A 20,204-nucleotide genomic window follows, 5' to 3' on the forward strand; every position below is an offset into this window, starting at 1 on the left:
ACCTGTGGGAGCGGGTTCACCCGCGAAGGGCCGCAAAGCGGCCCCTTTTCGATTCATGAACGAAGCCTGAGCCCGCTCAAACGCTGGCGCGCAATGCCTGCTCGATATCAGCCAGCAGGTCCTCGATATCCTCAAGCCCCACCGACAACCGCACCAACCCCTCGCCTATGCCGTGCTGCGCACGCTCTTCAGGGGTGTAGCTGGAGTGGGTCATGCTCGCTGGATGCTGGGCCAGTGACTCGGCATCACCCAGGCTGACCGCGCGGCTGAACAGCTGCAGGGCATTCATGAAGCGCCGACCGGCTTCGATACCACCCTTGAGTTCGAAGGCGATCATGCCACCCGGCAAACGCATCTGCCGCTGCGCCAGCGGGTACTGGGCGAAGTTCGGCAGGCCGGGATAATGCAGCAACTCGACCTGCTGCTGGCCCTGCAGAAACGCAGCCACCTGCGCCGCATTGGCACAATGCCGATCCATGCGCAGGCCGAGCGTCTTGATTCCGCGCATCAGCAGTGACGCATCGTGCGGCGACAGCACTGCGCCAGTCATGTCTTTCAGACCTTGCAGACGAATGCGGTCAATCAGCGCCTTGCGCCCCGCCACCAGCCCGGCAGTGATGTCGCCATGGCCGCTCAGGTACTTGGTCGCCGAGTGCACCACCAGATCCGCGCCAAGCTCCAGCGGCCGCTGCAGGTAAGGTGTACAGAAGGTGTTGTCGACCACCACATGAATGTCACGACCGTGCACGGCCTGCGCTACCGCAGCAATATCGACCAGTTCCAGAGTGGGGTTGGCGGGCGACTCGAAATAGATCATGCGAGTTTTGTCGTTGATCGCAGCGGCCAGCGCCTGCGCGTCGTTGAGGTCGACGTGCCGGATCTTGACGCCGAAATCGCCGATACCGTGGTGCAGGAAGGCAAAGGTGCAGCCATAGAGCGTCTGGCCGACAATCAGCTCATCGCCAGGGCGCAGCAAGGTCCACAGGGTGGCGGTGATCGCGCCCATGCCTGAGGCAAGCGCCAGCCCTGCCTCAGCGCCTTCCAGTGAGGCGATTCGCTGTTCCAGCAAGTCCAGGGTAGGGTTGGAAATACGGCTATAGAAATGCCCCGGCTGCTCCCCGGCAAAGCACGCTGCGCCATATTCGACCGTGGGGAAGGCATAGGTAGCCGTCTGGTAAATCGGCGGCACCAGCGCCCCGCCATGGGCGAGCGGATCGTAACCGTGGTGAATGGCTCGGGTGGAGAATCCGGATTGGCGCTTGGCAACGTCCATGGCTACAGCCTCTTGTGGTTTGTTATAAGCTTATGCCAACGAACCACCGGTATTTTTCCAAATTCGCCCAGCAAAATCGGCGTCTGCGGGCATAAAAACAACAATTGACTCTCTGGAAGGGCAAGCCATGCCTACGACCCTTGACCGCACCGATCGCGCCCTGCTCGGCGCCTTGCAGGACAACGCCCGCCTCACGGTTTCCGAACTCGCCGATCGGGTTTCCCTGACCACTTCGCCCTGCTGGCGGCGGGTCAAGCTGCTCGAAGACAACGGCTACATCACTGGCTATCAGGCAGTGCTCTCGCCCAAGGCCTTGGGCTTTGGCGTGACCGCGTTCGTCAGCATCATGATGGATTCACATACCAAAGAGATGGCCTTGGCATTTGAGCGGCGATTGCTGGAAATTCCCGAGATCGTCGCTTGCCATAACGTGTCCGGACGCTACGATTTTTTGCTGGAGATTCTGGCGCGGGATCTGGAATCGTTTGGGGAGTTTACCCGCGAGGTGCTGCAGCGGTTGCCTGGGGTGAAGGAGATCTATTCGAGTTTTTCGTACAAGGCAGTCAAGGAACGGCGGGTGATTCCGGTATCCGAGAAGCATATTTGAGGGCCCCACTGCAGCCCTTGTCGATCTTCAGGCACACGCAACAAACAAAAAACCCCGCCGAAGCGGGGTTTTTCAGTTACCTCAACTGGCCTTAGATAGCACCACGCTGACGCAACACTTCCAGCACCTGCTTGACGCCGTCTTCGACGCTGCTGCTCTGGGTATCGATAACCAGATCAGCATCCAGCGGCACATCGAACGGGAAGCTTTCGCCCGGGATGTTATCGCCAGCAGCGGCGTACAGGCCCTGCGGGTCACGCTCGCGGCACGCCAGTGGCGAAGCCTGCACGTAAACCGTGATCAAGCGCTCCTTGCCGATCAGCGCCTTGGCCTGTTCGCGGCCTTCGGCATCCGGTGCGACGAACGCAGCCAGGGTCAACATGCCGGCTTCGTTGAACTGACGCGCGACATGCGCGGCGCGACGCCAGTTCTCGGTGCGCCCGGCGCGGTCCTGTGGCAGGCCCTTGTTCAGGTCATGGCGCAGGTTCTGGCCATCGAGCACGTAGACCGCACGGCCCATGTCGAACAGCTTGCGCTCCACGGCGTAGGCCAGGGTGCTCTTGCCAGCGCCGGACAGGCCGCTGAACAGCACGGTGGCTGGCTGCTGACCAAAGCGCAGAGCGCGCTCTTCGGTGGTGACATGGGCCTGCTTGCCATGCTGACCAGTGCTGCCGTGCGGCAGCACCGGCGGTGCGATGATCATGCCGGCACCAACGGTGCCGTTGGTCAGGCGGTCAATGACGATGAACGCGCCCGTAGTGCGGTTGCTGTCGTAGCCGTCCAGCGCGATGGCGGAGTCGAGGCTGACCTTGACCCGGCCGATCTCGTTCAACTGCAGCGAACTGGCCGCGCCCTTGTCGAGGGTGTTCACATCGACCCTGTGGGTGATGCTGGCGATCGAGCCCGGCACGTAGCTGGTGGCGCGCTTGATGTCGTACTTCTTGCCCGGCAGCATCGGCTCTTCGGCCATCCACACGAGCATGGCGTCGAACTGGTCGGTCACCGGCGGCACGTTGTCGGCATGCACCAGCAGGTCGCCACGGGAGATGTCGATCTCGTCTTCCATGGTCAGGGTCACGGCCTGGCCTGGGCCGGCGTGCTCCAGTTCACCTTCATAGGTGACGATGGATTTGACCCGGCTGCTCTTGCCCGACGGCAGTACGACGATCTCGTCGCCCTTGTGCACCACGCCGCTGGCGAGGGTGCCGGCAAAGCCGCGGAAGTTCAGGTTGGGCCGGTTGACGTACTGCACCGGGAAACGCAGGTCGGTGAAGTTGCGGTCGGCAGCGACTTCGACGGTCTCGAGGATTTCCATCAAGGTCTGGCCGCTGTACCACGGCGAACGCTCGCTGCGATTGACCACGTTGTCGCCCTTGAGCGCAGACATCGGCACGAAGTGCAGGCTGCTCGGGGTCAGGTCGATGGCCTGCGCAAACTGCAGGTAATCAGCCTTGATCGACTCGAACAGCTGCTCGTCGAAGCCTTTGAGGTCCATCTTGTTGACCGCAACGACGATGTGCTTGATGCCCAGCAGCGAGGCGATGTAGCTGTGCCGACGGGTCTGGGTCTGCACGCCGTAGCGGGCATCGACGAGGATGATCGCCAGGTCGCAGGTCGACGCACCGGTGGCCATGTTGCGGGTGTACTGCTCATGGCCCGGGGTGTCGGCGATGATGAACTTGCGCTTGGCAGTAGAGAAGTAGCGGTAGGCGACATCGATGGTGATGCCCTGCTCGCGCTCGGCCTGGAGGCCATCGACCAGCAATGCCAGGTCGACTTCTTCGCCCGTGGTGCCGGACTTTTTCGAATCGCGGGTAATGGCCTCGAGGTGGTCCTCGTAGATCATTTTCGAGTCGTGCAGCAGGCGCCCGATCAGGGTGCTCTTGCCGTCATCGACGTTGCCGCAGGTAAGGAACCGCAGCAGTTCTTTGCGCTCGTGCTGAGCCAGATAAGCGACGATGTCTTCGCTGATCAAATCGGATTGATGCGACATGGAGTAACCCTGAAAATTAGAAGTAGCCCTGGCGTTTTTTGTCTTCCATGGAGCCTGCGCCATCGTGGTCGATGACCCGGCCCTGACGCTCGGAAGTGCGCGTCAGGAGCATCTCCTGGATGATGTCGGTCAGGCTGTCGGCATCCGACTCCACCGCGCCCGTCAACGGGTAGCAGCCAAGGGTACGGAAGCGCACCTTCTTCTTGACGATGCGGGCTTTCTCTTCCTCGGAGAGGTGCTCGAGAATGCGCTCGTCGTCGATCATGATCAGGGTGCCGTTCTTCTCGATGACTTCACGCTCGGCGGCGAAGTACAGCGGCACGATCGGGATGCCTTCAAGGTAGATGTACTGCCAGATGTCCAGCTCGGTCCAGTTCGACAGCGGGAAGACGCGGATCGACTCGCCTTTGTTGACCTTGCCGTTGTAGACGTTCCACAGCTCGGGGCGCTGGTTTTTCGGGTCCCAGCGGTGCTTGCTGTCGCGGAACGAATAGACCCGCTCCTTGGCCCGGGATTTCTCCTCGTCGCGGCGCGCACCACCGAAGGCGGCATCGAAGCCGTACTTGTCCAGTGCCTGCTTGAGGCCCTGGGTCTTCATGATGTCGGTGTGCTTGGAGCTGCCATGGGTGAATGGGTTGATGCCCTGCGCCACCCCTTCCGGGTTGACGTGGGTGATCAACTCCAGGCCCATTTCCTCGACCATCTTGTCGCGGAAGCTGTACATCTCCTGGAATTTCCACTGGGTATCGACGTGCATCACCGGAAACGGCAGCTTGCCCGGGAAGAAGGCCTTGCGCGCCAGGTGCAGCATCACGGCAGAGTCTTTACCGATCGAGTAGAGCATCACCGGGTTGTCGAACTCGGCGGCCACCTCGCGGATGATGTGGATGCTTTCCGCCTCCAGCTGTTTCAAGTGCGTCAGTTTGTCGACCATGGCTACTCACGTAAAACGATCTTATGAACGGCCAGCGGGCCGTGTTCGAGCGAGCCACTTTAGCACAGCGACTGCTTCTATTTAGGCAGGCGGCTAGATCGAAACGGTCTAACCATATGACTTCCGGTTTGGGGCTTCAGCAGGTGTAGGAGCACGCAATCTGGCGCTCAGATCGGATTCGGGCAGTCGATGAACAGGTGCTCGACGGCGAAGCGCCGGGCCAGATAGTCACCCAGCGCCTGCACGCCATAGCGCTCGGTAGCGTGGTGGCCGGCAGCGATGAAGCTGATGCCGTTTTCGCGGGCGCTGTGAAAGGTCTGCTCGGAGGCCTCGCCACTGATGAACAGGTCGACGCCCTGGGCAATCGCCGTGTCGATGTAGCCCTGACCGCCGCCGGTGCACCAACCGATCCGCCGCACCAGTTGCTCGCCTTCGATGAGCAACGGCTCGCGACCCAGTACCTCTTGCACGCGGCGAGCGAAATCACGCGCCGAGACTGGCTCGTCGAGCGAGCCGAGCATGCCTACCACCTTGGGATTGGTTGGGTCCAGGGGGCCTTCGACGGTGATGCCCAACTGATGCGCCAGTTGCACGTTGTTGCCAACCTCGGGGTGCACATCCAGCGGCAGATGGAACGCCAGCAGGCTGATTTCATGCTTGAGCAGCGTCTTCAGGCGACGTTGTTTGATCCCGGTGATGCACGGGTCTTCGCCTTTCCAGAAGTAACCATGGTGCACCAGCACCAGATCAGCCTCGGCTTCTACTGCCGCATCAAGCAATGCCTGGCTTGCAGTAACGCCGCTGACGATGCGGCTGACCTGGGGCCGACCCTCGACTTGCAGGCCATTGGGGCAGTAATCCTGGATCCGCGCGCTGTTCAGATAGCGTTCGGCTTCGGTGACCAGCGTGGTGAGGGCGACGGCCATGAAAAATCTCCTCGCAGTGGCATGTAGGCAGGGCGCAAGGCCCTATAATGGCGGCCATTATGAGCTGTCGCCGGCGCTGCGGATACCGCTGGCAGGCGCCCGCCAAACGCACGCCGACGATGCGCCGCAGTGGCCGTCGCCGCGCGCCGTGTTCAGGTGTATCATCGCGCGCGCCTCCCCGGGCCGCTCTGCGACGGCCCTGCCCTACTCCAGGATTGATTCGATGCTCAAGGTTCTGCGTTACTTTGGCTGGCCACTGCTTACCGGCATATTGATCGCCATGCTGGTCATCCAGCGCTTTCCCGAGTGGGTCGGCCTGCCCAGCCAGGACGTCAACCTGCAGCAGGCGCCGCAGACCACGCGGATCATGCAGGGCCCGGTGTCGTACGCCGACGCCGTCACCCTGGCGGCGCCAGCGGTGGTCAACCTGTACACCACCAAAGTGGTCAACAAGAGTGCCCACCCGCTATTCGAAGACCCGCAGTTCCGCCGCTTCTTCGGTGACAACCTGCCCAAGCAACGGCGCTGGGAATCGAGCCTGGGTTCGGCGGTGATCATGAGCCCCGAAGGCTACCTGCTGACCAACAACCACGTCACCAGCGGTGCCGACCAGATTGTGGTCGCCCTCAAGGACGGCCGCGAGACCTTGGCCCGAGTGATCGGCAGCGACCCGGAAACCGACCTGGCGGTGCTCAAGATCGACCTGAAGAACCTGCCGGCGATTACCATCGGCCGCTCCGACACTATCCACATCGGCGACGTTTCGCTGGCCATCGGCAACCCGTTCGGGGTTGGCCAGACGGTGACCATGGGCATCATCAGCGCCACCGGGCGTAACCAGCTGGGCCTGAACAACTACGAAGACTTCATCCAGACCGATGCGGCGATCAACCCCGGCAACTCCGGGGGTGCGCTGGTCGACGCCAATGGCAACCTGGTCGGTATCAACACGGCGATCTTCTCCAAGTCCGGCGGTTCGCAGGGTATCGGCTTCGCCATCCCGGTAAAACTGGCGCTTGAGGTGATGAAGTCGATCATCGAACACGGCCAGGTGATTCGCGGCTGGCTGGGGATCGAGGTGCAGCCACTCAGCCAGGAATTGGCCGAATCGTTTGGCCTCGAAGGCAAACCAGGGATCGTCGTAGCGGGGATCTTCCGCGATGGCCCTGCGCAGCGCGCAGGCTTGCAGTTGGGTGATGTGATCCTGAGCATCAACGGCGAGCCGGCGGGCGATGGGCGCAAGTCGATGAACCAGGTGGCGCGGATCAAGCCGACCGACAAGGTGGCGATCGAGGTGATGCGCAATGGCAAGCAGCTCAAGCTGATCGCCGAAGTGGGCCTGCGCCCACCGCCGGCGCCGGTAGCGCCGAGCGAAGAGAAATAAACAAAAGGGGCCGCAATCGCGGCCCCTTTTTGTATCAGTGCAGGATCTGGCTGAGGAACAACTTGGTCCGATCGCTCTGCGGCCGGTCGAAGAAGTCATCCGGCGCCGCCTGCTCTACGATCTCGCCCTTGTCCATGAAGATCACCCGGTTGGCCACGGTGCGGGCAAAGCCCATCTCGTGGGTCACGCAGAGCATGGTCATGCCGTCTTCGGCCAGGCCCACCATGGTGTCGAGCACCTCCTTGACCATCTCCGGGTCGAGCGCCGAGGTCGGCTCATCGAACAGCATGATCTTCGGCTTCATGCACAGCGCTCGGGCAATTGCCACTCGCTGCTGCTGACCACCCGACAACTGCCCAGGGAACTTGTGCGCCTGCTCCGGGATGCGCACGCGCTCCAGATAGTGCATGGCGATTTCCTCGGCCTTGCGCTTGGGCATCTTGCGCACCCACATCGGCGCCAGGGTGCAGTTCTCGAGAATGGTCAGGTGCGGGAACAGGTTGAAGTGCTGAAACACCATGCCGACTTCGCGGCGGATCGCTTCGATCTGCTTGAGGTCGTTGGTCAGCTCGACGCCGTCAACGACGATGCGCCCTTGCTGATGCTCCTCGAGCCGGTTGAGGCAACGGATGGTGGTCGACTTGCCCGAGCCGGACGGCCCGCACAAGACGATCCGCTCGCCCTGACGCACGTTCAGGTTGATGTCCTTGAGCACATGGAACTGGCCGTACCACTTGTTCACGCCCTGCATCTGGATGATGCCTTCGGGGCCGGCAGGCTGCTTGATCGCTTCACTCATTTTGAAACTCCTAACGCTTGTGGCCAGTGTCCAGCTTGCGCTCCAGGTGCATGGAGTAGCGGGACATACCGAAACAGAAAATCCAGTAAACCAGGGCGGCAAACACGTAGCCCTCGGTCGCCATACCCAACCAGGCCGGGTCTGCCGTGGCTTGGCGCACGCTGTTGAGCAGGTCGAACAGGCCGATGATGATCACCAGGCTGGTGTCCTTGAACAGGGCAATGAAGGTGTTGACGATGCCCGGGATGACCAGCTTCAAGGCCTGCGGCAGGATCACCAGGCCCATCGAGCGCCAGTAACCCAGGCCCATCGCCGACGCGGCTTCGTACTGGCCTTTGGGGATGGCCTGCAGGCCACCCCGTACCACCTCGGCGATGTACGCCGACTCGAACAGGATGACGAAGATCATCGCCCGCAGCAGCTTGTCGAAGCTCATGCCTTCCGGCATGAACAACGGCAGCATCACCGAAGACATGAACAGCACGGTGATCAGCGGAATACCGCGCCAGAACTCGATGAAGGTCACCGACACCGACTTGATCACCGGCATCCGCGAGCGCCGCCCAAGTGCCAGCAGAATCCCCAACGGCAATGCCGCGGCGATACCGACGGTAGCGATCACCAGGGTCAGCATCAGCCCGCCCCACTGCGAGGTCGGTACCTGGCTCAGGCCAAAGCTGCCGCCATGCAGCAGGAAGTACGCCACCGTCGGGTAGACCAGCAGGTAGCCAATGCCGTAGGCCACTTTGCGCGGGAAGCGACGGATGAACAGCGGCGCAGCGCCGATCACGCCCAGCCACACGGTCAGGTCGACGCGCCAGCGCAGATCGCTCGGGTAATAGCCATACATGAACTGGCCGAAGCGCTGCTGGACGAACACCCAGCAGGCGCCCTCCTTGGTGCAGTCGGCGCGGGTAGTGCCGGTCCAGTTGGCGTCGATGAACGCCCACTGCAGCAGCGGCGGCACGGCCAGCCAGACCAGGTAGATGGCAAAGAAGGTCAGCAGCGTGTTGATCCAGCTGGAGAACAGGTTGGCGCGCATCCAGGCCACCACACCAACGGTTTTCACCGGTGGTGGCATATCAGGTTTGAAAACATGGGCGTTCATGCGCGACTCCTACCGCTCGATCAGCGCAATGCGCTTGTTGTACCAGTTCATCAGCAACGAGATGCTGATGCTGATCGTCAGATAAACCGCCATGGTGATCGCCATGACCTCGACCGACTGGCCGGTCTGGTTGAGTACGGTGCCGGCAAACAGCGAGACCAGTTCCGGGTAGCCGATAACGGCTGCCAGTGAGGAGTTCTTGGTCAGGTTGAGGTACTGGCTGGTCAACGGTGGAATGATCACCCGCAGCGCCTGGGGAATGATCACCTTGCGCAACGTCGGGCCTTCGCGCAGCCCCAGCGAACGGGCGGCTTCGGTCTGGCCGTGGCTGACCGAGCGGATGCCGGCACGCACGATTTCGGCAATAAACGCAGCGGTATAGATCGACAGCGCCAGGGTCAGTGCCATGAACTCGGGGATCAGCACCCAGCCACCGGCAAAGTTGAAGCCTTTGAGCTGCGGCACTTCCCACTGCAGCGGGTTGCCGAACAGCAGCACGCACATGGCCGGAATGCCGACCATCAGCGCCAGGCCGACCCAGAACTTGTGGAACGGTTGCCCGGTTAGCTCGAAGCGCTTGTTGGCCTGGCGCACCATCAGCACCACCGCGACAATGGCGACCACCAGCGAAACCACAAACGGCCAGAAGCCATCGGCCATCGACGCGCCCGGCATGTTCACGCCGCGGCTACTGATAAAGAACAGGTCATCGATATTGATGCTGCCGCGCGGCCCAGGCAACGCAGTGAACACCGCGAAGTACCAGAACAGGATCTGCAGCAGTGGCGGGATGTTGCGGAAGGTCTCGACGTAGACCGTGGCCAACTTGTAGACCACCCAGTTGGAGGACAGGCGGCCGACCCCCACGGTAAAGCCGATCAAGGTCGCCAGGACGATACCGATGACACTCGCCAGCAAGGTGTTGAGCAGGCCGACCAGCAGCACCCGCGAGTAGGTGTCCGCTTCGGTGTAGTCGATCAGGTGCTGGGCAATGCCGAAGCCAGCACTGCGCTCGAGAAAGTCGAAGCCCGAGGTGATGCCCCGGTGCTGCATGTTGGTTTGGGTGTTGTGGATCAGGTACCAGCCCAGACCGACCACGCAGACCACCGTGAGGATCTGGAACAGCCACGCGCGCACACGTGGATCACTAAGGGAAAAGCCCTTGGGTGCGCCGATTTGATTTTGCATGAAGTGCCCCGGAAAAAAGGGATCAGAACAGCCTGCGGCGGCAGGATGCCGCCGCAGGTGCAGCCATCAGCGCACCGGTGGTGCGTACTGGATGCCGCCGTTGTTCCACAGGGCATTCAGGCCACGATCGATCTGCAGCGGGGTGCTCTTGCCAAGGTTCTTCTCGAACACTTCGCCGTAGTTACCCACTTGCTTGACGATCTGTACCACCCAGTCCTTGGGCAACTTGAGGTCTTTGCCGTATTCGCCGTCAGCGCCGAGCAGGCGGGCGTTGTCCGGGTTCTTGCCGGATTTGGCTTCAGCCTCGACGTTTTTCGAGGTGAGGCCGGCTTCTTCGGCATTGAGCATGGCGAACAGGGTCCACTTGACGATGCTGAACCACTCTTCATCACCTTTACGCACGACAGGGCCCAGTGGCTCCTTGGAGATGGTCTCCGGGAGTACCACGTAGTCGGTCGGTGCTGCCAGCTTGGAGCGTTGTGCGTAGAGCTGCGACTTGTCCGAGGTGAGCACATCGCAACGGCCCGATTCCAGCGACTTGGCGCTCTCGTCGGAGGTGTCGAAGGTGATCGGGGTGTACTTCAGGCCATTGGCGCGGAAGTAGTCGGAGACGTTCAGTTCGGTGGTGGTGCCTGCCTGGATGCAGACGGTCGCGCCGTCCAGCTCCTTGGCGCTGGAAACACCGAGCTTCTTATTGACCAGGAAGCCGATGCCGTCGTAGTAGGTCACGCCAGCGAAGACCAGGCCCATGCCAGCATCACGCGAGCTGGTCCAGGTGGTGTTGCGCGAGAGTACATCGACTTCGCCGGACTGCAGCGCAGTGAAGCGCTCCTTGGCGTTGAGCTGGCTGAACTTGACCTTGGTGGCATCGCCGAACACTGCAGCGGCTACCGCACGGCACACATCGGCATCGATGCCGACAATGTTGCCCTTGGCGTCAGGTACCGAGAAACCCGGCAGGCCATCGCTCACGCCACACTGGACGAAGCCCTTTTTCTTTACCGCATCCAGCGTAGCGCCGGCCTGGGCAAAACTGGTTGCACCCAGCGCGGCGGCAGCGGTCAGGACTGCCAGCGTGGTTTTCAACATCTTCATCTACAACCTCCAAATCGCTCTTGTTGTGTCGAGCCGGAATTGCACCGCACCCTTATGAGGCGCATCCGACCCCTGTTGGCTTGTTTTTGGGTCACGTGGTGCAATGAGCTGTTCTGTGACAGCCTTTGATCCAAACGAGGGGTGTTACCGTCGCCGGTTAATCCCTTCGCATCGGTAGACCCATAGCAAGGCGCGTACCACAGTTGCCGGCTTAAGCGTTTAAGCGGTCGTCAAGTAGGAAAAGTTGTACAGTTGCGACATCTTGTTAAGGCATTCGCTACCCCTGCCTTTTTTTAATGCACCTAATACGTACACGCGCACAAATTCGGAGCAGTTATGACCAACCCGTTGATTATCGAACCGCAAACCACCGCTGACGCCTGTGTGATCTGGTTGCACGGCCTGGGTGCCGACCGTTACGACTTCCTACCGGTGGCCGAATTTCTTCAGGAGCGTTTGCTCAGCACGCGCTTCGTCATGCCCCAGGCGCCGACCCGCCCAGTCACCATCAATGGCGGCTACGCCATGCCCAGCTGGTACGACATCAAGGCCATGACCCCGGCGCGCGCCATCGATGAAGCGCAGTTGGACGAGTCGGCCGAGCAGATCATCCAGCTGATCAAGGCCGAGCAGGCCAAAGGCATCAGCTTGGCGCGGATCATCCTCGCCGGGTTTTCCCAGGGCGGCGCGGTAGTGCTGCACACTGCCTATATAAAGTGGCAGGAAGCGCTCGGCGGGGTCATTGCCCTGTCGACCTACGCGCCGACCTTCAGCGCCGAGCACCAACTCAGTGCCTGCCAGGAGCGCACTCCTGCACTGTGCCTGCACGGCATCCATGACCCGGTGGTGATCCCGTCGATGGGCCGCACCGCCTTCGAGTACCTGAGCCAATGGAACGTCGCCGCGCGCTGGCAGGAGTACCCGATGGAGCATGAAGTGGCCGTGGCCGAGCTTGCCGATATCTACGACTGGCTCAGCGAACGGCTGCGTTGAACCCGGCCGGCAGGCAGCTGCCGGTGCATTCTCCTACGCCGCGCCCGAATCTTGCATTACACTGGCCGGCGTATATTCCTTAATCAAATAACGAGATGACCGTGCTGAAGGCACTGAAAAAGATATTCGGCAAGGGAGACGCCGCAGCGCAAACGGCTGCTCCCCAAGCCACTGAGACAGCACCCGCACCTGCGGTTCTACCGCCTGCTACCGAGGTCAAGCCTCACCCCGAGCCTGCCGTTGCTGCTGCGCCGGTTGTATCGCCGCGCAGCGAAAAGCCTGCGCAAGCCAAGCCTCGCCGCGAACGCAAGCCCAAGCCACAGGCCAGCCTGTGGAAGCCGGAAGATTTCGTCGTCGAAGCTCAGGAAGGCAAGACCCGCTTCCACGACTTCAAGCTCAGCAACGAGCTGATGCATGCCATTCAAGACCTCGGCTTCCCGTACTGCACGCCGATCCAGGCCCAGGTTCTGGGTTATACCCTGCGCGGTCAGGACGCCATCGGCCGGGCCCAGACCGGTACCGGCAAGACGGCCGCGTTTCTGATTTCGATCATTTCCCAGCTGCAGCAGACGCCGCCGCCGAAAGAGCGCTACATGGGCGAGCCGCGTGCGCTGATCATCGCGCCGACCCGCGAGCTGGTGGTGCAGATCGCCAAGGACGCCGCCGACCTGACCAAGTACAGCGGCCTCAACGTCATGACCTTTGTTGGCGGCATGGACTTCGACAAGCAGCTCAAAGCGCTTGAAGCCCGTCACTGCGACATTCTGGTGGCCACCCCGGGCCGCCTGCTGGACTTCCACCAGCGCGGCGAAGTGCACCTGGACATGGTCGAAGTGATGGTGCTCGATGAAGCTGACCGTATGCTCGACATGGGCTTCATCCCTCAGGTCCGGCAGATCATCCGCCAGACCCCGCCGAAGAGCGAACGGCAGACCCTGCTGTTCTCGGCGACCTTCACCGACGACGTGATGAACCTGGCCAAGCAGTGGACCACCAACCCGGCGATCGTCGAGATCGAGCCGGAAAACGTCGCCAGCGAAACTGTCGAGCAGCACGTCTACGCCGTTGCCGGCAGCGACAAGTACAAGCTGCTGTACAACCTGATCACCCAGCAGAAGTGGGAACGGGTGATGGTCTTTGCCAACCGCAAGGACGAAGTACGGCGTATCGAAGAGCGCCTGGTGCGCGATGGCATCAACGCCGCTCAGCTGTCCGGCGATGTACCGCAGCACAAGCGTATTCGTACTCTGGAGAATTTCCGCGAAGGGCGCGTCACCGTGCTGGTCGCTACCGACGTTGCCGGGCGCGGGATTCACATCGATGGCATCAGCCACGTGATCAACTTCACCCTGCCGGAAGATCCGGACGACTACGTGCACCGCATCGGCCGCACCGGCCGCGCTGGCGCCGCTGGCATCTCGATCAGTTTTGCGGGTGAAGACGACTCGTATCAGTTGCCGGGCATCGAAGCCCTGCTGGGTCGCAAGATCAAGTGCGAAATGCCGCCTGACGAGCTGCTTCAGGCTGTGCCGCGCAAGGCGCACTGATAGTCCGATCGCAGGCCCTGCCGAACTACCAGCGTTCGGCAGCCTGCTGATCGCTGTGCCTGCCCTCGACCCAGCGTGGTCCGTCTTCGGTGGTTTCTTTCTTCCAGAACGGCGCGCGGGTTTTCAGGTAATCCATGATGAAGTTGCAGCCATCGAAGGCGGCCTGACGGTGCGCGCTGGCGACGCCGACAAAAACGATCGGCTCGCCGGGCTGAAGCGTCCCTATACGGTGCAGCACCTCAACCTTGAGCAACGGCCAACGCTGCTCGGCTTCGACGATGATCTTGGTCAGGGCCTTTTCGGTCATGCCGGGGGCGTGCTCGAGAAACATCCCCGCCACTTCGCGGCCATCGTTGAAGTCGCGCACATAGCCGACAAAACTCACCACCGCACCGACGCCGGCATTGGCTGCGTGCATGGCATTGACCTCGGCGCCGGGATCGAACGCCTGTTGCTGCACTCGTACGGCCATGTTCAGCCTCCGGTCACCGGTGGGAAAAACGCCACTTCGTCGCCATCTGCCAGTGGTTCAGCCAAACGGCAAAGGTCCTGGTTGCGCGCGCACATCAGGTTCTGCTCGGCGAGCACGGCATACTCCGGGCCTTTGCCAAGTAGCGCCTGGCGCACTGCTTCAACATTTTCGAAGTCGCCCTCCAGACGCTCGCCGTCACGCCCAAGCAGCTCGCGATAGCGGGCGAAGTACACCACCTCGACGCTCATTGCGCGGCCGCCTTGAAGTCGCCGCTCTTGCCGCCGACCTTCTCCAGCAGGCGCACCTGTTCGATGACCATGCCTTTGTCGACGGCCTTGCACATGTCGTAGATGGTCAGCGCGGCGACGCTGGCAGCCGTCAGTGCTTCCATCTCCACTCCGGTCTGCCCGGCGAGCTTGCAGCGGGCAACGATACGCACGCCATCAACGCCATCGGCTGTGAGCTCGACCTTGACGCTGGTGAGCATCAGCGGGTGGCACAGCGGGATCAGGTCACTGGTCTTTTTCGCCGCCTGGATACCGGCAATACGCGCCACGGCGAACACATCACCCTTGGGGTGATCACCGTCGACGATCATCTGCAGGGTCTGCGGCAACATGCGTACCCGCGCCTCGGCCACTGCCTCGCGCTGGGTCACGGCTTTTTCAGTGACGTCGACCATATTGGCGCGCCCCTGGGAATCGAGATGAGTCAGCACTGCTCTGCTCCTGTGAAGGGAGCAGAGAGTGTAAACCTGCAAGTCAGCTTTTCGCAGCGAAAATAACCGGGCGGCGAACCGCCCGGCCAGATGGTTTACATATGCGACTCGGCGTACTCGGCGAGCACCGAGCGCGGAACACCCTGCAGGGTGATGTGCACGCCGTGGGGGAAGTCCTTGAAGCGCTCGGTCAGGTAGGTCAGGCCCGAGCTGGTTGCGGACAGGTAAGGGGTGTCGATCTGCGCCAGGTTGCCCAGGCAGACCACCTTGGAGCCAGCACCGGCACGGGTGATGATGGTTTTCATCTGGTGCGGGGTGAGGTTCTGGCATTCATCGATCAGGATCAGGCTCTGCTGGAAACTGCGACCGCGGATATAGTTCAGCGATTTGAACTGCAGCGGTACCCGTTCAAGGATGTACTCGACACTGCCGTGGGTACTCTCGTCGTCCATGTGCAGGGCTTCGAGGTTGTCGGTGATAGCGCCCAGCCAAGGCTCCATCTTCTCCGCCTCGGTACCGGGCAGGAAGCCGATCTCCTGATCCAGCCCCTGCACGCTGCGGGTGGCGATGATGCGCCGGTAGCGTTTGCTGACCATGGTTTGTTCGATGGCTGCCGCCAACGCCAGGATGGTCTTCCCCGAACCCGCTGCGCCGGTCAGGTTGACCAGATGGATATCCGGATCGAGCAAGGCGAACAGCGCCAGGCTCTGGTGGATGTCACGCGGTTTCAGGCCCCAGGCTTCCTGGTGCAACAGCGGCTCCTGGTGCAGGTCGAGCAACAGCAGTTCGCCCTCGCGGATGCCTTTGACCCAGCCGACGAAGCCTTGCTCGTCGATGATGAACTCGTTGACGTGCACCGACGGCAACGGGTCGGTCAGTTGTACCCGGTGCCAGGTACGGCCGCGCTCCTGACGCGTGTCGACCTTGTTGACGCGGTCCCAGAAGGAACCGCTGACCGAGTGATAGCCCTTGGACAACAGCGATACGTCGTCAACCAGTTGGTCGGTGCTGTAGTCCTCGGCGGCAATGCCGCAGGCGCGCGCCTTGAGGCGCATGTTGATGTCTTTGGTGACCAGCACCACGTCAAGATCCGCACGTTTGGCGCGCAGTTCCAGCAACTGGTTGATGATGATGTTGTCAGCGAGGTTTTCCGGCAGCAGGCGATTGGGCTCGCTGCGCGGGCCCATCAGGATCGACAGGAAGCCTTTTGCTCCGCTCTTGCCACGCTGGATCGGCACGCCCTGTTCGACGTCATTGGGTGACGCGTCGGCAAGGGTCTGGTCGATCAGGCGAATGGCCTGGCGACAGTCGGCGGCGATGGTCTTTGTGCCCGTCTTGAGCTTGTCGAGTTCCTCCAGCACCGTCATCGGGATAGCGACGTGGTGCTCCTCGAAGTTGAGCAGGGCGTTGGGATCGTGGATCAGGACGTTGGTATCGAGCACATACAGGATTGGCTTGCTGGAGGAAGGGTTGCGTCCATGGTCATCCATACTCGGGCACCTTATGTCAGAACCGCGCGACGCATTCTGGCTGCGTCGCAGAGTGACGCCGTTCTCCCCGTATCCGCGTTGTTACGGGCGGGGGGCTCACCTGGCAAAGGAGGGTCTGGATGACGCCACCTGTGCTGCAGGAATCGGCTGTCTGGTTCTTTCATACCGCAAAAACGATGAACAAAAAAAGCTTTTTTACGTGTTGATGAAGTTTATTTTTCCGAATGACGATCCGACCTTGGCGAAGCCCCGGCATGGGTCTAGAGTCATATATCAAGCTCAATCGCCATCACCCGCCTACGCCGCTTTGCGCCGTTGCGTCAGCGTCTGCGCCGCGCCCGTATTCCTTGCAATCCTGCCAACCGATACCGCTCTGCACCGTGTGCTGCAGCAGCCACTCCAGCGCCGGCTGAGCCTTGCTCTGGTTGTCATGAAACTGGATAACGCCCTTGCGCCACAACAGCATCAGCGTCACCACACGCTGGGCTGATGCCTCGGCGGTCAGTGCGCCATCGTCCATTGCGTCGATATCCCACAACGACACCTGCAGCCCTTCGCTGGCCATGAACGCCTCACCATCGCTGCGCCGCTGGCCATAGGGCGGACGGAACAGCGGCACGTACTGCTCGGGTAACTCGGCCTGCACCCACGCCTGGCTGCGCCGCAGTGAATCCTGCCAACCCTGCCATTGCGCGTGGGAGCGATACTCCCAGCCCTGGATGCCAACGCACTGCTTGCGGTACACGTCCTGCAATCGGCCAGCGCCGCTGTCGCGGCGCTGCTGCAGGCGGTTGCCAAGGACGAAGAAGGTGGCGTTGAGTTTCTGCCGGCGCAGGTAATCGGCCAGGTTGTCGGTGCTGCTGCCCTGCCCGCCTGGTCCGCCAACAAAGGTCAGCAGGAACATCCGGTCATTCAGTTCATCGCCGTTGCGCTCGCGGCTGGACAGCCGTTCGATCTCGCTGCTGGTCTGCGGGAACAGCGCGGCCTTGCGCAGCTGTTCATCCAGGTAACGCCGATGGAAGCTATGGCTGGGTTCGGTCCAGCCGACATAGAACTCGCCGACATCGGCATTGAACGTGGCCGCCCGGGTGCGCAATTCGGCCATCGACTCGAGCGGATAGCAGAACGACGCATCCTGCTCGCAACTGCGCTGCGCCTGCTGGTAGTTCTGCCACAGCCGCTGCCACATCCGCGCCCGCACCGCACGCACTACCGGCAGGTTGACCTGCCTGAGCTGCAGCCGCGCCGCCAGCGCCGGCTCGTCGAGCATTTCGCTCTCCTGCAGCACCTGGGCAAACGACAGGATCTCGGCCCGCGACGCCACATCGAACAGCACCGGGCTGTCCAGTTGCTCTGGCCACAGGCTGCGATCAAAGCTGGCCGGGGCGACCGGGGCGGCTTGCACGGCCAGGCTCAACACACTGGCCAGCACGGCCAAGGCAATGCGCACGATCAGATTCTCCATTTCATCCTGGCCGGCACTATAGCGCGACCCTCGTCGATGTTCTGTGACTATCGTCGGCATAGTTTGGACTTGCCCGGTTCAGCCCGTAGAATCGGCCCAATTCGATTTCAGGAGCCGACCCGATGCTGACGGTGATTTCCCCCGCCAAAACCCTCGACTACGACACCCCGCCGGTGACCGAGCGTTTCACCCTGCCGCAGTATCTGGATCACTCGCAGGCGCTGATCAGCCAACTGCGCGACCTGAGCCCGGCACAGATCAGCGAGCTGATGCACCTCTCGGACAAACTGGCCGGCCTCAACGCCGCACGCTTTGGCAGCTGGAGCGCAGACTTCACCCCAGACAATGCCAAACAAGCGCTGCTCGCGTTCAAAGGTGACGTATACACCGGGCTCGACGCCGAAAGCCTCAGTGAAGACGACTTCAGCTACGCCCAGGATCACCTGCGCATGCTCTCCGGCCTCTACGGCCTACTGCGCCCACTCGACCTGATGCAACCCTACCGCCTGGAGATGGGCACCAAGCTGGCCAACCCACGCGGCAAGGACCTGTACGCCTTCTGGGACACGCGCATCAGCGAATGGCTGAATCAGGCACTGGCCGAGCAAGGCGACGACGTGCTGCTCAACCTGGCCAGTAACGAGTATTTCAGTGCGGTCAAACGCAGCGCGCTCAAGGCACGGGTCATCAACGTCGATTTCAAGGACTGGAAGAACGGCCAGTACAAGATCATCAGCTTCTACGCCAAGAAAGCCCGCGGGATGATGAGCCGGTTCGTGATCCAGGAGCGGATCGCCGATCCGGAGCAGCTCAAGCAGTTCGATGTGCAGGGGTACTACTACAGTGTTGAGCAGTCGAAGCCGGATCAGCTGGTGTTTCTGCGGGATCACGTGTAGGAGCGGCCTTGTGTCGCGAAAGGCCCGCAAAGCGGGCCGGCGATGTCGGCGGCGAAGCTGAAAATGAGGGCACGCTACGCGCGCCTTTCCGACCGGTCCGGCGTTCCGGCGAGGCCGCTCCTACACGCCAAAGGACGTGCTGACCGCCAGCGTCTTACTCCACCCAGACCCAACCCGCCTCCAGCCCTTGAACTTCGACGCCTTGCGGCACTGCGCGCAGGGGCGTGACGACAACATTGCGCCCTGGCTGATAGTCGTCCGCGCGATACAGCACGTAGTGGCCACTGCCGTCGTCAGTACGCAGCGCCGCTGCAGGCACCGCCAGCGCTTGCTCATTGCTGTACAGCAACACGGTCACCTGCGCGCTCATCCCTAGCCGAACGCCCAGCGCGACCGGGTCTGGCTGAGTATCCAGAGCAATCAACAAATCGAACCAGGCGCCCTGCCCCTCCTCGGTCCTGGCCTGCTGACCAACCGCGACGACCCGGCCGTTGAGCGTGTGCCCAGCAAACCCCTCCCCGCTTACCTGCACGAACATCCCCTCGTGAACCTTGTGCAGATCGCTTTGCTCCAGTGCGGCGCGCACCTGTAACTGGCTCAGATCGACCAGCACAAACAGCGGCGTGCCTTGACTGGCCAACTGGCCGACTTGCAGCGCAAGTTGGCGGTCCTCGCTTGGCCGGGGCACCAGCAGCCCACTGAACGGTGCGCGAACCTCGCACTGGTTACGTAACGCCGCCAACTCGCGCTGGCGCGCTTGAGCAGCGTCGAGTTCAATGCTCGCCAGTCGCAAATCTACGCCTTGCCCGCGCTCACGGGTTTGTCGCAGATGCTGCCTGGCATCAAGCAGGTCCTGCTGCAGCATCACCACTTGTTGCTGCAAGGCCTCCACTTCCTGACGGGCGACGATACCCCGGTCGAACAGCCGCTGCGTCTGCTTCAAGGCTGCCTGCGCGAGCTCCAGGCTGCTGCTGGCCATAGCCTGCGCGCGTTTGGCCTGGGCCATCTCCGAGCCGCTTGCCCAGGCTTGCAGTTGCCGCAACGCGCGCTGGCTCTGCAGCAGCTGCGCTTCAGCTTGGCGAACCTGCGGGTCCAGTTCGGCAGTGTCGAGTACAGCAATGATATCTCCCGCTGCCACCTGCTGCCCCGGCGCTATCGGCAGCGCCTGAAGCAGGCCGGCAAACGGCGCCGCCACGGTCACTTGACGAACAGCCTGAATCCGCCCGAGCACGCCAAGGCGCTGCTCGATGAGTTGCGGCTCGATCCGCAGCCATGAGCCGACGCTATTCTCGCTCACTTCTGCCGGCCAAGGGCGC

19 protein-coding genes are annotated in these 20,204 nt (G+C 61.9%); 5 read left to right on the forward strand and 14 right to left on the reverse strand.

Annotated elements, in window-relative coordinates; all coding sequences use genetic code 11:
* Positions 1 to 76: 76 nt before the first annotated feature.
* Positions 77 to 1,273, reverse strand: coding sequence for a methionine gamma-lyase (locus K3F44_RS15090; protein ID WP_220632507.1), 1,197 nt, complete (start codon positions 1,271 to 1,273; stop codon positions 77 to 79).
* A 127-nt stretch (positions 1,274 to 1,400) separates the two neighbouring features.
* Here K3F44_RS15090 and K3F44_RS15095 point away from each other — a divergent pair, with 127 nt between their 5' ends.
* On the forward strand, positions 1,401 to 1,880 hold the full coding sequence (locus tag K3F44_RS15095; protein WP_101322019.1) for an Lrp/AsnC family transcriptional regulator: 480 nt from the start codon (positions 1,401 to 1,403) through the stop codon (positions 1,878 to 1,880).
* A 91-nt stretch (positions 1,881 to 1,971) separates the two neighbouring features.
* Here K3F44_RS15095 and cysN read toward each other — a convergent pair whose 3' ends face one another.
* The 3 genes from cysN to K3F44_RS15110 all read right to left on the reverse strand — a co-directional run bounded on the left by cysN (position 1,972) and on the right by K3F44_RS15110 (position 5,733).
* Complete coding sequence (gene cysN / locus K3F44_RS15100; RefSeq protein ID WP_220632508.1) at positions 1,972 to 3,873, reverse strand: sulfate adenylyltransferase subunit CysN; 1,902 nt, start codon at positions 3,871 to 3,873, stop codon at positions 1,972 to 1,974.
* Positions 3,874 to 3,889: 16 nt separating this feature from the next.
* Positions 3,890 to 4,807, reverse strand: coding sequence for a sulfate adenylyltransferase subunit CysD (gene cysD / locus K3F44_RS15105; RefSeq protein ID WP_101322023.1), 918 nt, complete (start codon positions 4,805 to 4,807; stop codon positions 3,890 to 3,892).
* 167 nt (positions 4,808 to 4,974) lie between these two features.
* The gene (locus K3F44_RS15110) at positions 4,975 to 5,733 is read right to left on the reverse strand and encodes a Nif3-like dinuclear metal center hexameric protein (protein ID WP_150570647.1); all 759 of its coding nucleotides are present in this window, start codon (positions 5,731 to 5,733) and stop codon (positions 4,975 to 4,977) included.
* A gap of 223 nt (positions 5,734 to 5,956) precedes the next feature.
* Here K3F44_RS15110 and algW point away from each other — a divergent pair, with 223 nt between their 5' ends.
* On the forward strand, positions 5,957 to 7,117 hold the full coding sequence (algW, locus tag K3F44_RS15115; RefSeq protein WP_101322025.1) for a Do family serine endopeptidase AlgW: 1,161 nt from the start codon (positions 5,957 to 5,959) through the stop codon (positions 7,115 to 7,117).
* A 34-nt stretch (positions 7,118 to 7,151) separates the two neighbouring features.
* Here the strand turns inward: algW and K3F44_RS15120 are convergent, their stop codons facing one another.
* The 4 genes from K3F44_RS15120 to K3F44_RS15135 form a co-directional block, all read right to left on the reverse strand.
* Entirely contained in the window at positions 7,152 to 7,916 is a 765-nt protein-coding gene (locus K3F44_RS15120) for an amino acid ABC transporter ATP-binding protein (RefSeq protein ID WP_103438495.1), read from the reverse strand.
* A 10-nt stretch (positions 7,917 to 7,926) separates the two neighbouring features.
* Positions 7,927 to 9,024, reverse strand: coding sequence for an amino acid ABC transporter permease (locus tag K3F44_RS15125; protein ID WP_101322027.1), 1,098 nt, complete (start codon positions 9,022 to 9,024; stop codon positions 7,927 to 7,929).
* 9 nt (positions 9,025 to 9,033) lie between these two features.
* Positions 9,034 to 10,212, reverse strand: coding sequence for an amino acid ABC transporter permease (locus K3F44_RS15130; RefSeq protein WP_101322028.1), 1,179 nt, complete (start codon positions 10,210 to 10,212; stop codon positions 9,034 to 9,036).
* A 66-nt stretch (positions 10,213 to 10,278) separates the two neighbouring features.
* Positions 10,279 to 11,307: an amino acid ABC transporter substrate-binding protein gene (locus tag K3F44_RS15135; RefSeq protein WP_101322029.1), complete on the reverse strand. Its 1,029-nt coding sequence runs from the start codon at positions 11,305 to 11,307 to the stop codon at positions 10,279 to 10,281.
* A 336-nt stretch (positions 11,308 to 11,643) separates the two neighbouring features.
* On the opposite strand from K3F44_RS15135, the gene K3F44_RS15140 reads away from it, so the two are divergent.
* A complete protein-coding gene (locus tag K3F44_RS15140; protein WP_220632509.1) occupies positions 11,644 to 12,300 on the forward strand; it encodes an alpha/beta hydrolase in 657 nt (218 codons plus the stop codon).
* A gap of 101 nt (positions 12,301 to 12,401) precedes the next feature.
* Positions 12,402 to 13,847, forward strand: coding sequence for an ATP-dependent RNA helicase RhlB (gene rhlB, locus K3F44_RS15145; RefSeq protein WP_101323100.1), 1,446 nt, complete (start codon positions 12,402 to 12,404; stop codon positions 13,845 to 13,847).
* A 25-nt stretch (positions 13,848 to 13,872) separates the two neighbouring features.
* Here the strand turns inward: rhlB and moaE are convergent, their stop codons facing one another.
* The 5 genes from moaE to K3F44_RS15170 form a co-directional block, all read right to left on the reverse strand.
* A complete protein-coding gene (gene moaE, locus K3F44_RS15150; RefSeq protein ID WP_101322031.1) occupies positions 13,873 to 14,319 on the reverse strand; it encodes a molybdopterin synthase catalytic subunit MoaE in 447 nt (148 codons plus the stop codon).
* 2 nt (positions 14,320 to 14,321) lie between these two features.
* A complete protein-coding gene (locus K3F44_RS15155) occupies positions 14,322 to 14,567 on the reverse strand; it encodes a MoaD/ThiS family protein (RefSeq protein WP_150572142.1) in 246 nt (81 codons plus the stop codon).
* Complete coding sequence (gene moaC, locus K3F44_RS15160; RefSeq protein WP_101322033.1) at positions 14,564 to 15,037, reverse strand: cyclic pyranopterin monophosphate synthase MoaC; 474 nt, start codon at positions 15,035 to 15,037, stop codon at positions 14,564 to 14,566. Before moaC ends, K3F44_RS15155 begins: the two co-directional genes overlap by 4 nt.
* A gap of 95 nt (positions 15,038 to 15,132) precedes the next feature.
* Positions 15,133 to 16,527, reverse strand: coding sequence for a PhoH family protein (locus K3F44_RS15165; protein WP_220632510.1), 1,395 nt, complete (start codon positions 16,525 to 16,527; stop codon positions 15,133 to 15,135).
* 289 nt (positions 16,528 to 16,816) lie between these two features.
* Positions 16,817 to 17,977: a polysaccharide deacetylase family protein gene (locus K3F44_RS15170; RefSeq protein WP_220634193.1), complete on the reverse strand. Its 1,161-nt coding sequence runs from the start codon at positions 17,975 to 17,977 to the stop codon at positions 16,817 to 16,819.
* A gap of 137 nt (positions 17,978 to 18,114) precedes the next feature.
* Between K3F44_RS15170 and yaaA the strand changes: the two genes are divergently transcribed.
* Positions 18,115 to 18,888: a peroxide stress protein YaaA gene (gene yaaA / locus K3F44_RS15175; protein WP_220632511.1), complete on the forward strand. Its 774-nt coding sequence runs from the start codon at positions 18,115 to 18,117 to the stop codon at positions 18,886 to 18,888.
* 154 nt (positions 18,889 to 19,042) lie between these two features.
* Here the strand turns inward: yaaA and K3F44_RS15180 are convergent, their stop codons facing one another.
* Positions 19,043 to 20,185 carry an efflux RND transporter periplasmic adaptor subunit gene (locus K3F44_RS15180; RefSeq protein WP_220632512.1) on the reverse strand — a complete coding sequence of 381 codons (1,143 nt, stop codon included), beginning with the start codon at positions 20,183 to 20,185 and terminating at the stop codon, positions 19,043 to 19,045.
* Positions 20,186 to 20,204: the final 19 nt, after the last annotated feature.

It is taken from the genome of Pseudomonas sp. S07E 245, assembly GCF_019599025.1.
Lineage (GTDB): Bacteria > Pseudomonadota > Gammaproteobacteria > Pseudomonadales > Pseudomonadaceae > Aquipseudomonas > Aquipseudomonas shirazensis.

Bases quoted from the DNA above. Each gene is read 5' to 3' on its own strand.
- K3F44_RS15090 (WP_220632507.1), bottom strand. From the start codon at position 1,273: ATGGACGTTGCCAAGCGCCAATCCGGATTCTCCACCCGAGCCATTCAC.
- K3F44_RS15095 (WP_101322019.1), top strand. From the start codon at position 1,401: ATGCCTACGACCCTTGACCGCACCGATCGCGCCCTGCTCGGCGCCTTG.
- cysN (WP_220632508.1), bottom strand. From the start codon at position 3,873: ATGTCGCATCAATCCGATTTGATCAGCGAAGACATCGTCGCTTATCTG.
- cysD (WP_101322023.1), bottom strand. From the start codon at position 4,807: ATGGTCGACAAACTGACGCACTTGAAACAGCTGGAGGCGGAAAGCATC.
- K3F44_RS15110 (WP_150570647.1), bottom strand. From the start codon at position 5,733: ATGGCCGTCGCCCTCACCACGCTGGTCACCGAAGCCGAACGCTATCTG.
- algW (WP_101322025.1), top strand. From the start codon at position 5,957: ATGCTCAAGGTTCTGCGTTACTTTGGCTGGCCACTGCTTACCGGCATA.
- K3F44_RS15120 (WP_103438495.1), bottom strand. From the start codon at position 7,916: ATGAGTGAAGCGATCAAGCAGCCTGCCGGCCCCGAAGGCATCATCCAG.
- K3F44_RS15125 (WP_101322027.1), bottom strand. From the start codon at position 9,024: ATGAACGCCCATGTTTTCAAACCTGATATGCCACCACCGGTGAAAACC.
- K3F44_RS15130 (WP_101322028.1), bottom strand. From the start codon at position 10,212: ATGCAAAATCAAATCGGCGCACCCAAGGGCTTTTCCCTTAGTGATCCA.
- K3F44_RS15135 (WP_101322029.1), bottom strand. From the start codon at position 11,307: ATGAAGATGTTGAAAACCACGCTGGCAGTCCTGACCGCTGCCGCCGCG.
- K3F44_RS15140 (WP_220632509.1), top strand. From the start codon at position 11,644: ATGACCAACCCGTTGATTATCGAACCGCAAACCACCGCTGACGCCTGT.
- moaE (WP_101322031.1), bottom strand. From the start codon at position 14,319: ATGGCCGTACGAGTGCAGCAACAGGCGTTCGATCCCGGCGCCGAGGTC.
- K3F44_RS15155 (WP_150572142.1), bottom strand. From the start codon at position 14,567: ATGAGCGTCGAGGTGGTGTACTTCGCCCGCTATCGCGAGCTGCTTGGG.
- K3F44_RS15165 (WP_220632510.1), bottom strand. From the start codon at position 16,527: ATGGATGACCATGGACGCAACCCTTCCTCCAGCAAGCCAATCCTGTAT.
- yaaA (WP_220632511.1), top strand. From the start codon at position 18,115: ATGCTGACGGTGATTTCCCCCGCCAAAACCCTCGACTACGACACCCCG.